This window comes from Bacillus sp. FJAT-26390 (genome assembly GCF_001682865.1).
Taxonomy (GTDB): domain Bacteria; phylum Bacillota; class Bacilli; order Paenibacillales; family Paenibacillaceae; genus Pristimantibacillus.
The window spans coordinates 591,885-605,898 of the sequence record NZ_MAQX01000033.1 but is presented as its reverse complement, the minus strand read 5'-3'; the positions used below and the strand labels follow the sequence as shown (position 1 = coordinate 605,898).

Genomic DNA, 14,014 nt, shown 5'->3' with positions numbered 1-14,014 from the left:
AAGTGCTGGCAACTAAGATCAAGGGTTGCGCTCGTTGCGGGACTTAACCCAACATCTCACGACACGAGCTGACGACAACCATGCACCACCTGTCTCCTCTGTCCCGAAGGAAAGCCCTATCTCTAGGACGGTCAGAGGGATGTCAAGACCTGGTAAGGTTCTTCGCGTTGCTTCGAATTAAACCACATACTCCACTGCTTGTGCGGGTCCCCGTCAATTCCTTTGAGTTTCAGTCTTGCGACCGTACTCCCCAGGCGGAATGCTTAATGTGTTAACTTCGGCACCAAGGGTATTGAAACCCCTAACACCTAGCATTCATCGTTTACGGCGTGGACTACCAGGGTATCTAATCCTGTTTGCTCCCCACGCTTTCGCGCCTCAGCGTCAGTTACAGCCCAGAAAGTCGCCTTCGCCACTGGTGTTCCTCCACATCTCTACGCATTTCACCGCTACACGTGGAATTCCACTTTCCTCTTCTGTACTCAAGCTTTGCAGTTTCCATTGCGACTTGGGGTTGAGCCCCAAGTTTAAACAACAGACTTACAAGGCCGCCTGCGCGCGCTTTACGCCCAATAATTCCGGACAACGCTTGCCCCCTACGTATTACCGCGGCTGCTGGCACGTAGTTAGCCGGGGCTTTCTTCTCAGGTACCGTCACCTTGGGAGCAGTTACTCTCCCAAGCATTCTTCCCTGGCAACAGAGCTTTACGATCCGAAAACCTTCATCACTCACGCGGCGTTGCTCCGTCAGACTTTCGTCCATTGCGGAAGATTCCCTACTGCTGCCTCCCGTAGGAGTCTGGGCCGTGTCTCAGTCCCAGTGTGGCCGATCACCCTCTCAGGTCGGCTACGCATCGTCGCCTTGGTGAGCCGTTACCTCACCAACTAGCTAATGCGCCGCGGGTCCATCCGTAAGTGATAGATTGCTCCATCTTTCCCGATTCGGTCATGCGACCGTATCGCGTATCCGGTATTAGCATTCGTTTCCGAATGTTATCCCAGTCTTACAGGCAGGTTACCCACGTGTTACTCACCCGTCCGCCGCTAATCTTATCCCGAAGGACAAGATCCGCTCGACTTGCATGTATTAGGCACGCCGCCAGCGTTCGTCCTGAGCCAGGATCAAACTCTCCAAATTGGTGTTTGAAATGCTCATTACTTTTTTATCGCTTTTTTCGCTCATCCCGAAGGATTTGCGAGGCAGTTATTACTCGTTGTTCAGTTTTCAAAGAGCAATCTTTTCTTTCGTGTCGGCCGTGTGTCTCGTTGGCGACTTAGATAATATATCACAGGCGCCTATACCAATGCAAGTATTATTTTCATATTTAGTGAAAAAGTTTTTACTTTAGCATTATAGCCCTTGTAGCGCCTATATTTACCCTCATATATAGCTCAACATTATTCATACTCACGCTGCTTCGGAGCTGCATTCTTCTATAAAGGGAATTACTCTCTACAATATAAAACAGCAAGCGCGGTTCACACTGTTAGAGATAATTGAGCTTCTCTACAGTGATCCTGTGCTTGCTGCCATTCTCAGAAAGGGTAATCTATCTGAGCACTTCTTTTATATGTAGATGTCGCTCGACGATAAGGTTTACGATTGTTCCGTCCATGGACACCCATGGCCGTGTTGGATGATTGCGATCCGAGAATACAATCTCGCCAATCCGTTCATCGCTGAGCCTTACGATCGTTCCATTATGGAACTGAGTCGCCTTCTCTACAAAGGTTCGAACGTAACTAGGATCCAGCTTGCCAAATGCATCGCTTTGAATTTGCTCCAAAACAAGATAAGGAGATGCTGCCTTCCTATACGCCTTATTCAAAGTCATCGCGTGAAAAATATCGGCGATCGCTACAATTTTGGCATACGGATGGATTTTTGTCGCATCAATGCCAAGCGGATAACCGGTTCCGTCTACCTTCTCGTGATGCTGCAGCGCAGCCATCTTCACGCCTTCATTAAGTGCAGGTACGTTTTTGAGCAATTGATAACCAAGAACCGTATGACGCATCATTTCTTCTTTCTCTTCCGCCGATAACGGATTCGGCTTCGTCAAAATCGATCTGTCGATCTTTACGTTGCCGATATCGTGCAATAAACCTGCAAATGCTACTTGCATCCAATCCTTTTGAGGAAAGCCGGTCCATTGTGCAATCAGATAGGAAGTTAGAGCAGAAGTAATGCTATTATGAAGCAAATAATCCTTCTCCATAAAATGACGCGGCACAAATGTCAGCAAGTTATAGCTTTTAATATGCTCCAACATCTTTTCGAGCTGCTTGCGGATATCCATAACAGGCATCGCTTGACCCGCTACAAAAGAGTTAAATACTTGACGCAGCACATTGACCATTTTGTCATACTCTTCATGAAGAAGAGTTCCGACAAAAACGGGCGCTGCCTCTTGTTCAGCATCCTCATCATCATCTTCTCGAGTTTTGCCCGATGCTTGGTTCGATTCGATTTCAACACTTGTGATAAGGAATGCTTGCAGTATGTCTATTTCTTTGGCTGTAACGATCTTCCCCTTATGAAATAGAGTACCGCCAAGCGGGGTGAGGACATCTTCAATAATTTTGTCGCCTAGCTTAAGATGTGATAACGTTACCGCTGCCACGAGAGTCCTCTCCCTCTGTGCTTGAATAGTATGCCTGTACCTTATATTAGCAACGAAACGCATGCTGAGCCGCATTGCTGCGGCATCAGCTGCGTTCGCCGAATTTACTCTATTGGCGTTTCGCCGCCTTCTTGCTCTTCGTTCTCATCGGACACTTCATTTTCTTCGCTGCGAGCAACACGGGTAACGGTCGCTACCGTATCATCCTCACGCGTATTAATGAGTTTTACACCTTGTGTATTCCGGCCCATTGTCGATATGCCTTCCATACTGGTGCGGATCATCGTTCCGGATGCCGTCATAATCATAAGGTCTTCATCGTTCTCAACGACCTTAAGCGATACGATCGGTCCATTCTTATCCGTTACGTTAAGTGTCTTAATCCCTTTACCGCCACGGTTCTGAATCCGGTAATCGGCCACTGGTGTCCGTTTGCCGTAACCTTTGGAGGTAACGATAAGAATATCCTTATCCGGTACGATGACGTCCATATCAATTACGGTATCGTCGTCATCAAGCGCGATACCTTTTACGCCGGTAGCGGAACGTCCCATCGAACGAACATCCTGCTCGGAGTAACGGATGGACATCCCTTGCGCCGTACCCATAATGATCTCCTGGTTGCCGTCAGTCAGCTTCACGCCGATCAAGTCATCGTCCTCACGGAGCGAGATCGCGATTAGTCCGACTTTCCGAATGTTGACATAGTCATCAAGCGGAGTCTTCTTCACAACCCCTTGTCTTGTAGCAAAGAACAAGAAGTGCTCCGAATCAAACTCTTGAACCGGGATTACCGCATTGATCGTCTCACCTTGTTCGATTTGAATGAGGTTGATGATCGGCGTTCCGCGAGCAGTCCGGTTAAGATCAGGAATCTCATAGGCTTTCAGCTTGTATACTTTACCTTTGTTCGTGAAGAACAATAAGTAGTGATGCGTATTGGATACAAATAGATGCTCGACAAAATCGTCATCCTTTGTGCCCATGCCGACTACGCCTTTACCACCGCGCTTCTGGCTGCGGTATGTGCCGACCGGCAAACGCTTGATGTAGCCCGTATGCGTAATGGAGATGATGACATCCTCACGTGGAATGAGATCCTCATCGAGAATTTCTTCATCACTCGCCATTAGCTCCGTACGGCGCTCATCGCCGAAACGCTCTTTCAATTCATTAAGCTCAGTGCTGATAATATCAAGCACAAGCTGCTCATCGGCTAGAATCGCCTTATATTCAGCAATTTTACGCATAAGCTCTGCGTATTCTGCTTCGATTTTGTCTCTTTCCAAACCAGTCAAACGCTGCAAGCGCATATCCAAAATCGCTTGTGCTTGCTCATGGCTGAGCGAGAACCTTGTAATCAACCCTTCACGTGCTTGATCAGCCGTTTGGGAACCGCGAATTAATGCGATTACCTCGTCCAAATGGTCAAGCGCGATGCGCAGGCCTTCGAGAATATGTGCACGAGCTTCGGCCTTCTTCAGCTCAAATTCCGTGCGGCGACGAATAACCTCGATTTGATGCTGCAAATAATGATAGAGCATGTCGCGAATATTAAGCGTCTTAGGCTCACCATTTACGAGCGCCAGCATATTGATACCAAAGTTGGATTGCAGCTGCGTATGCTTGTATAAGTTATTAAGCACGATGCTTGGGTTTACATCTCGGCGAAGCTCTATGACAACACGCATACCGTTGCGGTCAGATTCATCGCGCAAATCGGTTATGCCTTCGATTTTCTTCTCGCGAACAAGCTCAGCTATTTTTTCAACCAAACGAGCCTTGATGACTTGATAAGGCAATTCATGCACAATAATGCGCGCTTTGCCGTTATTCTCCTCAATAGTTGCCCGTGCCCGCATCGTTACCGACCCGCGGCCTGTCAAATAGGCTTGTCGAATTCCCTGGCGGCCCATTACAAAACCGGCTGTAGGGAAATCAGGGCCTTTAATATATTCCATCAGCTCGACCGGCGTAATATCAGGGTTAACAATTAGAGCCTGAACCCCGTCAATTACCTCGTTCAAGTTATGAGGCGGAATATTGGTAGCCATACCAACGGCAATCCCCGTAACCCCGTTTACGAGCAGGTTCGGATACCTTGCCGGCAATACTACCGGTTCTGATTCTTCACCATCATAGTTGGGTGCAAAATCAATCGTGTCCTTATTGATGTCACGAAGCAGTTCCATTGCGATTTTCGAAAGCCGAGCTTCCGTATAACGCATGGCTGCTGCAAAGTCACCATCGATAGAACCGAAGTTACCGTGTCCATCAACGAGCATATAACGCATGGAGAAATCCTGCGCCATCCGTACCATCGATTCATATACCGCGGAATCACCATGCGGATGGTACTTACCGATTACTTCTCCCACGATTCTCGCGGACTTCTTATGCGGCTTGTCCGGCGACATGCCTAGCTCAGACATCGCAAACAAAATGCGTCGATGCACAGGCTTTAGACCATCCCTAACATCGGGAAGAGCACGGCTTACAATGATACTCATTGCGTAATCCATAAAGGAATCACGCATTTCCGTACCAATATCCCGATCTCTTATAGATATACGTTGTTCTTCCGCCATGATTTACCTCCCTGACGCTATCTATAGCTACTCTTAAATCAACATAACCCTTATATTACTTTCTCAAAAAGCGAGCATATAAACCTTTTTTGCTCATGCTTTTGGAATTCCCGCAAAACTTGTTTCATTTGGCGTCAAAAATAGGTGAATTACCGCTCTCCATATACGTAAAACCGCCATAAAATAAACAGACCCAACTTTCATTATACCATTCAATTCTAAGTCTGTCTCCTGCATCATTTGAAATCCATTACAGCTAAAGAAGCACTGGGAGAGGAGAAAAATCGTTGAGCATTCAACGCGTTACGAGTAAATGGGCTAAATCAAAAATTATGCTCAGATCGGATTATTTGCGCCAATATATGCCTCCAGCGAAGCTGTTCACTCGCGAGAGCCTGCATTCGATGCTAAGCGAATATGGCATGGTCTACGTCAAGCCGGTTAGCGGGACAAAAGGCAATGGTGTTATACGCGTGGAAAGAACAAACACTCCTGCTCTAGGCTATCGCTATCAGCTGGGTAAAAAAGTCATGTTCTCCCCCACGTTTGGGCATCTTTATCTTCGGCTCGTTAGGCAAAAGAAGAACCGTAAATATCTGGTTCAAAAAGGGATACATCTGCTCAAGCATCAAAGGCGCCGCTTCGATATACGCGTCATGGTCCAAAAAAACTTGCGCAATGATTGGGAAGTGACCGGCATCATCGGACGACTTGCCCATCCCGGAAAAATCGTAACCAATTACCATAGCGGCGGTACGCCGATGGCACTTGAGAGGCTTATGGCCGAGCATGCTTCTCCCTCTGAGCTTGAAGCTTTTAACAACCGGTTAAGAAAATTAAGCATTACAGTTGCGAACAATCTGCAAGAGGCCTATCCGAACCTTAAAGAGCTGGGGGTAGATATCGCTATCGACGCGAAGCTGCATCCTTGGATTTTGGAAGTCAATACATGTCCTGATCTTTATATTTTCCGGAAACTGCCCGACCAAAGCGTGTTTCAAAAAGTATACCGCTATGCTGTAGCGTATGGCCGCGTAAAAAAAAGAAGCAGACGTCCGTAATGGGCGCCTGCTTCTTGCAGTTGATGTCGTTAAAAGTCTAGATTTGTTACGTATCTAGCGTATTTTTGAATGAAATCACGACGAGGCTCAACATTATCTCCCATGAGCGTATCGAATACAACGTCGGCTTCAATCGCATCTTCGATCGTTACCTGCAGCATCGTACGGCTTTCCGGGTCCATCGTTGTCTCCCATAGCTGAGTCGCATTCATCTCTCCAAGTCCTTTATAGCGCTGAACGTTTACTTTAACGCCTTCGCCGAACTCTGCAATGATTCTATCGCGTTCCTTTTCGGTCTGCGCATAGCGGATTACTTTATTGCGCTCGATTTTGAATAGCGGCGGCTGTGCGATATAAATATAGCCTGCATCAATAATTTGGCGCATGTAGCGATAGAAGAACGTCAGCATAAGCGTACGGATATGCGCGCCATCGACGTCGGCATCGGTCATAATAATGATTTTGTGGTAACGCGCTTTCGAGAGATCAAAGTCATCGCTAATGCCGGTACCGAGCGCCGTTATGATCGCCCGAATCTCCGCATTGCCAAGAATCCGATCAAGACGCGCTTTCTCTACGTTCAAAATCTTACCGCGCAGCGGCAAAATCGCCTGGAAATGGCGATCGCGGCCTTGCTTCGCGGAACCGCCGGCAGAGTCACCCTCTACGATGTAAAGCTCACTGATCGATGCGTCCTTGGAGGAGCAATCGGCAAGCTTACCTGGCAGAGATCCGACTTCAAGCGCGCTTTTGCGACGAGTCAGCTCACGCGCTTTGCGCGCAGCTTCACGGGCACGTGCAGCCTGCAAGCCTTTTTCTACAATTTTGCGCGAAACCGCGGGATTTTCCTCAAGGAACTCCTGCAGCTTCTCGGCGAAAAAGGATTCTACGATCCCACGGACTTCACTGTTGCCAAGCTTTGTCTTCGTTTGTCCCTCGAACTGCGGCTCAGGAATTTTGACAGAAATAATCGCCGTCAAGCCTTCGCGCACATCATCCCCGGAGAAGTTGGAATCGTTGTCCTTGATAAGGTTCGTTTTGCGGGCATAGTCGTTAATGATCCGCGTCAGAGCGCTCTTAAAGCCAGATTCATGCGTTCCGCCCTCATGGGTATTGATATTGTTCGCAAACGAATAAATGTTCTCGGTATAGCTGTCGTTATATTGCAAAGCGACCTCAACATGAATATGGTCCTTCGATCCTTCGACGTAGATCGGCAGCTCGTGAAGCGGTTCGCGCGTTCGGTTCAAATATTTAACGAACTCGATAATCCCGCCTTCGTACATAAACGTATTCGACACGCCTGTACGCTCATCGGAAAGTACGATCTCGATGCCTTTATTCAAAAACGCCAGCTCGCGAATACGCGATTGCAGCGTCTCATAGTCGTATACTGTCGTTTCTGTGAAAATCTCGCTGTCCGGCGTAAACGTAACCTGCGTTCCAGTCTCCGATGTTTCGCCAACAATTTTGATGTCATATTGCGGAGCACCCTTGCGGTACTCTTGCTGATAGATGTTGCCATCGCGTTTTACTTGAACAATGACGAGCTCGGACAATGCGTTTACGACCGATACGCCGACCCCGTGCAAGCCGCCGGAAACTTTATAGCCTTCTCCGCCGAACTTACCACCCGCATGCAAAACAGTCATAACGACTTCTAGCGTCGATTTTTTCAGCTTTGCATTCTCGCCTACGGGAATACCGCGTCCATTATCAATAACGGTTACGCTGTTATTCTCATGCACGATAACTTCGATTCTCGAGCAATAACCGGCCAAAGCCTCGTCAATACTATTATCGACAACCTCCCATACGAGATGGTGAAGACCTTTTCCACTAGTGGAGCCAATATACATCCCCGGACGTTTGCGTACTGCCTCTAATCCTTCCAGGACCTGTATCTGACTCTCGTCATACGTATGCTGCTCCAAAGACATGCAACTTCACTGCTCCTCTCAACTGCTCTTCCTGATCGCCTTCGCTCTAGCCGTTTGCCGCAAAATGATGGGCTCGCTTCTTCAGCGTAGAGGATGAAATAGGCGAATAATATATTTTCTGCTTCGTTACAACGATCGATTTTGGCTCTTCCTCGCCTATCGTCTCAACGTCCTTACGCTTACGTGCTCCCGCAACGAATTGCTTGGATAGTTTAGAGGACTGCTCGATAGAAATATCAAAAATGGCCACCAGCTCCGCAGCCCGAATTATTTTCTCGCCGCCCAAATGGATGTACATGCCCTCTTTCTCACCTCTCCTGCTCGCAATTTAACGTGTCACTCGGCCGTCATGCACATGGTAGATGCCGGCGTCTTGAAGCCTGCTCACATTCACGCTTTCAAGGCCGGTCGTTGTAATAAAGGTTTGTACTTTGCTTTGAAAAGTCTCAATAAGCTGGGTTTGACGATTCTGATCAAGCTCCGACAGCACATCGTCAAGCAGCAAAAGCGGGTATTCGCCGATTTCCTCGTTAATGAGCTCTATTTCTGCCAATTTTAAAGATAGGGCCGTCGTTCGCTGCTGCCCTTGCGAGCCGAATATTTGCGCTTCCTTGCCGTTTATAAAAAACGCCAAATCATCGCGATGCGGTCCTACAAGCGTAACGCCTCTGCGAATCTCCTGATCTCTCACCTGTGTTAACTTTATCATAAATTGATCAAATAAAACAGTTTCATCTTGCTGAGCATCCGTGTCAAATGAAGGGCGGTACTCAATTGTGAGCTGCTCTGCACCGTTCGTTATGCCTGCATGAATTTGTTCCGCGAACGTTTGTAATTTATGTATGAAGTGTTTCCTTTTTTTCATGATTTTAACACCATGCTCCGCCAGCTGCATATTCCACACATCCAGCATCGTCTGATTTGCCCCGCCGGGATAGGCTGCTTTCAAAAAGTTGTTGCGCTGCTGCAGCACTTTTCCATACTGCTGGAGCGTATACAAATAGCCGGGCTGTACTTGTCCGATTTCCATATCGAGAAACCGTCTTCGTATACCCGGCGTGCCTTTTACAATTTCGAGATCCTCTGGCGCGAACATGACGACATTGACCGAACCGATGAAGTCACTGAGCTTGCGCTGCTCTAGTCCGTTTATTTTCGCTTTCTTTCCTTGTGCGGAAAATAGCAGGTCCAGCTTCATCGATCCATACTTCTTATCTACCTCGCCTGCGATCCGAGCGGAATCGGCCTGCCAGCCAATAAGCTCCTTATCCTTCGAAGTGCGATGCGACTTGGTCAGCGCAAGCACGAATATCGCTTCGAGCAGATTGGTTTTGCCCTGGGCGTTAGGCCCAAGAAATACGTTGACCTTATTTGGCGTTTGTAGGTCGAGCTCACTATAGTTCCGATAATTTTGCAGCTGTATGCTCGTTAAAAACAATGTTTTGACCTCCCGGTCCGTTGGTGCGTTACGCTTTACCTACTGTAAATGCGCCGCAGCCTTCAACCTCTACTTTATCCCCAGCATACAATTTTCTGCCTCGGCGATTATCCGGTTCCCCGTTGATAACGACAGTGTTTTCCTGAAGGAAAAACTTCGCATGACCGCCGGTTGAAATGCAATCCGATAGCTTCAAAAACTGGCCGAGCGTTATATATTCTGTCTTAATGCCGATTTCTTTCATCGAAATAGGTCATTCCTTTCTTCGCTTGGATGCTTCGTTAGCCTGTCGTTCTGTAAGGCAAAATGACGTACATGCTGTACGCATGATCCATAGGACGAATAATAATCGGGCTCATAGCGCCTGTAAAGCCGATGAACAGCTGCTCGCTGTCAATAACCTTAAGCACATCTAGCATATATTTGGAGTTGAACGCGATTCTAAGCGGTTCTCCGTTAAATTCCTTCGCTTCAAGCTGTTCGGTAACACGGCCGAGCTCCGTTGAGCTGGATGAAATTTCGATGGTTCCGTCCTCAAGCGTCATAAGGCGAACGATATTCGTTTTTTCCTCACGTGACATCAGGTAGGCACGGTCTATCGCATCCATCACATTTTTTGTATCAAGGACAAGTTCTGTTTTGAACGTTTGCGGAATAATCTTAGAAGTATCGGGATAGGTTCCGTCAAGAATACGCGTATAGAACAACACGTTTCCAAGCTTAAATAGAACTTGGTTGTCTGCTACAACGATGTCGACAAGCGCATTTTGCTCAGGAACAAGCTTCGACAGCTCGATAAGCGTTTTGGCTGAAATAACGACATTGCTGAATTTGAATTGTGAATCCGTGTCGACTTGTGCGGTGCGGCTTGCCAGACGATGGCGGTCGGTTGCGACAAATTTCAGCTCGCCTTCAAGCAAGTTCCATAATACACCTGTCAAAATAGGCGTTTGTTCGCTTGCCGAAGCTGCCAGAACGGTTTGCCGAATCATCGCTTTTAATAAATCGCCAGGCATTTGAAGCACTTCATTTTGTTCAATAGACGGCAGAACCGGAAATTCCTCAGGATCAAGGCCCACCATTTGGATTTCAGTTGAACCGGAGCGAATGATCGTTTGGTAAGTATTGCTCACTTCGATAACGACTTGCTCGGAAGGAAGCTTTTTTACGATTTCCACAAAAAACTTTGCTGGCAAAACGACACTTCCGGGTTTATCCACATGTGCAATAACGAATTGATCTCTCTCCACAGGGATAAAGCTCTGAATCGATATATCGGTATCGCTTGCGGTAAGTGTTACCCCAAGATGAGTGACTTCGATTTTGATACCGCCAAGGATCGGTATGGCAGGGCGGGAGGATGCAGCCTTCGCTACTTGCTGGATAGCATCGTTAAGTTCATTTTTCGAGATTGTTAATTTCATGGTTTCACTCCTAGCGTTCTTATAAATTCATCCAAGTATGAGTTCGCACGAACGAATATTTTTTTGGTTCGAAAGGCGATAGCCGTTTTGCTTTTGCCTTCAGAAAAGGCGTCAGCCGTTTACGCTTGTTTGATGATGTTTTTTTAAAGATTTTTAGTAGTCGTAGTAGTAGGGGCCCTGAATATGTGGATAACCCCGTGGAAGACCGATAAAGCAAGCCTATCCACATGTGCATAGCGTGTGCATAGGCTTGCTTAGTTGTTCACATATGATTTTTGATTTTTTCGGTCAGGTTTTGAATGATTTTGTATAGGTCCTGATCGATCTTGAGCTGCTGCGTAATTTTCTCATGGGCATGGATGACGGTCGTATGGTCACGGCCTCCGAATGCCTCACCGATCTTAGGCAGCGAGAAGTCAGTCAGCTCCCGCGATAAATACATAGCGATTTGCCGCGGATAGGCTACGGCCTTCGTCCGTTTCCGCGCTTTGAACTCCTCAAGCCGCAGTCCGTAGAACTCCCCGACTTTTGTCTGAATATCATGCATCGTAATCATTCTAGGCCGGCTGGAGGGAATGATATCCTTGAGCGCTTCGGCCGCCAAATGCGACGTAATGTCAGCGTTTATTAAGGAGGAATAGGCGACTACCCTAATAAGGGCGCCTTCCAATTCACGAATGTTCGTATCGATTTGATTGGCGATATAGATCATCGCTTCGTTAGGAATATCTAAATTTTCGGCCCGTGCTTTCTTGCGCAAAATAGCGATCCGCGTCTCCAGGTCCGGCGGCTGAATGTCCGTAATAAGTCCCCATTCAAAGCGGGAGCGGAGCCGCTCTTCCAGCGTCGGAATTTCCTTAGGCGGACGGTCACTTGAGATGACGATTTGCTTTCGTTCCTCGTGCAGCGCATTAAAGGTGTGGAAAAACTCCTCCTGCGTCTGCTCTTTTCCGGCTAGAAACTGAATATCATCAATGAGCAGAACGTCGATATTACGGTACTTCGTACGGAAGCTCTCACCGCGGTTATCGCGAATGGCGTTGATAAATTCGTTCGTAAATTTCTCGGACGAAATATATAGAACCCTTGTATTCGGGTTGTGATCCATGATGTAGTGGCCGATTGCGTGCATCAAGTGGGTTTTTCCCAGCCCGACGCCCCCATACAAAAACAATGGATTATAAGCTTTGGCCGGCGCTTCCGCAACAGCGAGCGATGCAGCATGCGCAAAACGGTTGTTGGCTCCGATTACGAATGTATCAAACGTATATTTCGGGTTAAGCATATGAGTTGGCGTTGCTTCTTCGTTCATGACAGGGGAATTCACCGTTCTCGGCGGGAACATATAAGCGGGCTCCGCACCCTTCGGCTCTTCAATAGAGAAGCGAACATCTACCTGTCTGCCCAAAAACTCGAACAGTGTCGTTCTGATTAACTTCGTATAACGGCCCTCCAGCCATTCGGCCGCAAATGTTGTCGGCGCTGTTACTTCAAGCATGGAATCATCGACAAAAGAAGCCTTCGTCGCTTTGAACCAGGTGTCAAAGCTCGGCTTGCTTAATTTAGTCTGGATGATCGACAACACTTGCTGCCATAAATCATAGGTATGGCTGTCCACAGACTGTCACTCCTTATCCAATCGCCACGAATGGCGCAGTTACAAGAAAAAATGTCGAAAATCAGGGTATTATAACGAAAGCATCCACATTATACAGAAGAATTTGCGAATGAGTTATAAATAGGGGATGAGTTTGTTCACAATGTTATCCACAGGCTGTTGATAAAACTGAGGCAATATTGAGCTAATCCACAGTGAAAACATAATTATCATAGCAAAAGATGCCTTATATTTCAACGAATTCGCATATTTTATCCACATTCTCAACTGCTTGTGCATAAAAGTTATCTACACCACTACATATTGTTTATATCTTGTTAAGATTTCGACAAAGTTCGGTTTGGGTGCCTGTGGATTGTGCACATGTTATTAGTTTTTGATAAATGGGGGCGTTTCATGCGTTTATCCACAGAGCGCAGTTCTGAATTTTTTATCAACAACAGGGGGCGAAGAGGAGGTCATTGACTTTTGACAGCCAACGTGGTTTAATAAAAAAAGCGTTTTTTTAAATATAAGGCTCTGTAAGTCGTATACTTATGAAGCTGCTTATATTTCACCGCGAAACGATGCTGCTCCGTCAAATTTAGGCGGCGAGAGCCGTTTACGCTTGATTGGAAACACGCAGTATAGGAGGTGCAGAACGATGAGACCTACATTTAGACCTAATGTAAGCAAACGCGCGAAAGTGCATGGATTCCGCAAACGGATGAGCACGAAGAACGGACGTAAAGTTTTGGCAGCGCGTCGTCAAAGAGGAAGAAAAGTACTGAGCGCATAAGCAGAAGACCACGTCCGGTGGTCTTTTTTTTTTGCTTATGATGTTGAGGAGTAGGGAGCAGGCTGCTTAGCCTGCTTACTTGCTGGCGATACTTAGAAGATCTACGAGAGAACGGTGGCCATCAGTCGTGCATAGAAAATTGCGTCTTCGCAACCGTGAAGACTTTAGCCGAATTTATCGAGGCGGCAAATCGTTTGCGAATGGGCAATTCGTCGTCTATTGGTCAAAGCAGCCAACGGCGGAACCTTTTCGCTTGGGTGTGTCTGCTAGCAAAAAGATAGGCAATGCGGTTGTACGCAATCGCATGCGCCGAATGATAAAGGAAATCGTGCGTCATCAAGCGAACCGGATCGTCCCCAAAACCGACTTCATCCTAATAGTAAGAAAGCCAGCTACGGAAATGAAGATGAAGGAAATGGAGAAGAGCGTACTTCATGTATTGAAGAAAGCCGGAATGCTGAAGAGCGCAAGCAACGCGAGCAGCACGAAAGTGAAGCAGGCAGATTAACTTATTTCTGCAGGCTTGCTTTGCGTACCCAAAAT

General features: G+C 47.2%; 11 protein-coding genes and 1 rRNA gene. 3 read left to right on the top strand and 9 right to left on the bottom strand.

The features are described 5' to 3' along the window. From A7975_RS27005 to gyrA, 3 genes are all read right to left on the bottom strand, one after another. Positions 1 to 1,138: ribosomal RNA gene (locus A7975_RS27005) — 16S ribosomal RNA — on the bottom strand; the annotation flags it as partial. 412 nt (positions 1,139 to 1,550) lie between these two features. After that, complete coding sequence (locus A7975_RS27000) at positions 1,551 to 2,624, bottom strand: HD-GYP domain-containing protein (protein ID WP_053373405.1); 1,074 nt, start codon at positions 2,622 to 2,624, stop codon at positions 1,551 to 1,553. A 104-nt stretch (positions 2,625 to 2,728) separates the two neighbouring features. Further along, the gene (gene gyrA / locus A7975_RS26995) at positions 2,729 to 5,212 is read right to left on the bottom strand and encodes a DNA gyrase subunit A (protein WP_065387160.1); all 2,484 of its coding nucleotides are present in this window, start codon (positions 5,210 to 5,212) and stop codon (positions 2,729 to 2,731) included. Positions 5,213 to 5,499: 287 nt separating this feature from the next. Here gyrA and A7975_RS26990 point away from each other — a divergent pair, with 287 nt between their 5' ends. Continuing rightward, positions 5,500 to 6,273, top strand: coding sequence for a YheC/YheD family protein (locus A7975_RS26990; protein ID WP_082198474.1), 774 nt, complete (start codon positions 5,500 to 5,502; stop codon positions 6,271 to 6,273). A gap of 29 nt (positions 6,274 to 6,302) precedes the next feature. Here A7975_RS26990 and gyrB read toward each other — a convergent pair whose 3' ends face one another. The 6 genes from gyrB to dnaA form a co-directional block, all read right to left on the bottom strand. Then, a complete protein-coding gene (gene gyrB / locus A7975_RS26985; protein ID WP_053373407.1) occupies positions 6,303 to 8,213 on the bottom strand; it encodes a DNA topoisomerase (ATP-hydrolyzing) subunit B in 1,911 nt (636 codons plus the stop codon). Between the two features lie 46 nt (positions 8,214 to 8,259). Beyond that, the gene (gene remB, locus A7975_RS26980; RefSeq protein ID WP_012772007.1) at positions 8,260 to 8,511 is read right to left on the bottom strand and encodes an extracellular matrix regulator RemB; all 252 of its coding nucleotides are present in this window, start codon (positions 8,509 to 8,511) and stop codon (positions 8,260 to 8,262) included. 30 nt (positions 8,512 to 8,541) lie between these two features. Beyond that, positions 8,542 to 9,651: a DNA replication/repair protein RecF gene (gene recF, locus A7975_RS26975; protein ID WP_053373408.1), complete on the bottom strand. Its 1,110-nt coding sequence runs from the start codon at positions 9,649 to 9,651 to the stop codon at positions 8,542 to 8,544. Positions 9,652 to 9,679: 28 nt separating this feature from the next. After that, positions 9,680 to 9,895: a S4 domain-containing protein YaaA gene (yaaA, locus tag A7975_RS26970; protein ID WP_053373409.1), complete on the bottom strand. Its 216-nt coding sequence runs from the start codon at positions 9,893 to 9,895 to the stop codon at positions 9,680 to 9,682. A 37-nt stretch (positions 9,896 to 9,932) separates the two neighbouring features. Next, positions 9,933 to 11,075: a DNA polymerase III subunit beta gene (dnaN, locus tag A7975_RS26965; protein WP_053373410.1), complete on the bottom strand. Its 1,143-nt coding sequence runs from the start codon at positions 11,073 to 11,075 to the stop codon at positions 9,933 to 9,935. Between the two features lie 262 nt (positions 11,076 to 11,337). Next, positions 11,338 to 12,693 carry a chromosomal replication initiator protein DnaA gene (gene dnaA / locus A7975_RS26960; protein WP_053373411.1) on the bottom strand — a complete coding sequence of 452 codons (1,356 nt, stop codon included), beginning with the start codon at positions 12,691 to 12,693 and terminating at the stop codon, positions 11,338 to 11,340. 643 nt (positions 12,694 to 13,336) lie between these two features. Here dnaA and rpmH point away from each other — a divergent pair. Then, a complete protein-coding gene (rpmH, locus tag A7975_RS33335; protein WP_054025773.1) occupies positions 13,337 to 13,471 on the top strand; it encodes a 50S ribosomal protein L34 in 135 nt (44 codons plus the stop codon). A gap of 127 nt (positions 13,472 to 13,598) precedes the next feature. Further along, entirely contained in the window at positions 13,599 to 13,979 is a 381-nt protein-coding gene (gene rnpA, locus A7975_RS26955; protein ID WP_065387159.1) for a ribonuclease P protein component, read from the top strand. Positions 13,980 to 14,014 lie beyond the last annotated feature (35 nt).

Bases quoted from the DNA above. Each gene is read 5' to 3' on its own strand.
- gyrA (WP_065387160.1), bottom strand. From the start codon at position 5,212: ATGGCGGAAGAACAACGTATATCTATAAGAGATCGGGATATTGGTACG.
- gyrB (WP_053373407.1), bottom strand. From the start codon at position 8,213: ATGTCTTTGGAGCAGCATACGTATGACGAGAGTCAGATACAGGTCCTG.
- remB (WP_012772007.1), bottom strand. From the start codon at position 8,511: ATGTACATCCATTTGGGCGGCGAGAAAATAATTCGGGCTGCGGAGCTG.
- yaaA (WP_053373409.1), bottom strand. From the start codon at position 9,895: ATGAAAGAAATCGGCATTAAGACAGAATATATAACGCTCGGCCAGTTT.
- dnaN (WP_053373410.1), bottom strand. From the start codon at position 11,075: ATGAAATTAACAATCTCGAAAAATGAACTTAACGATGCTATCCAGCAA.
- rpmH (WP_054025773.1), top strand. From the start codon at position 13,337: ATGAGACCTACATTTAGACCTAATGTAAGCAAACGCGCGAAAGTGCAT.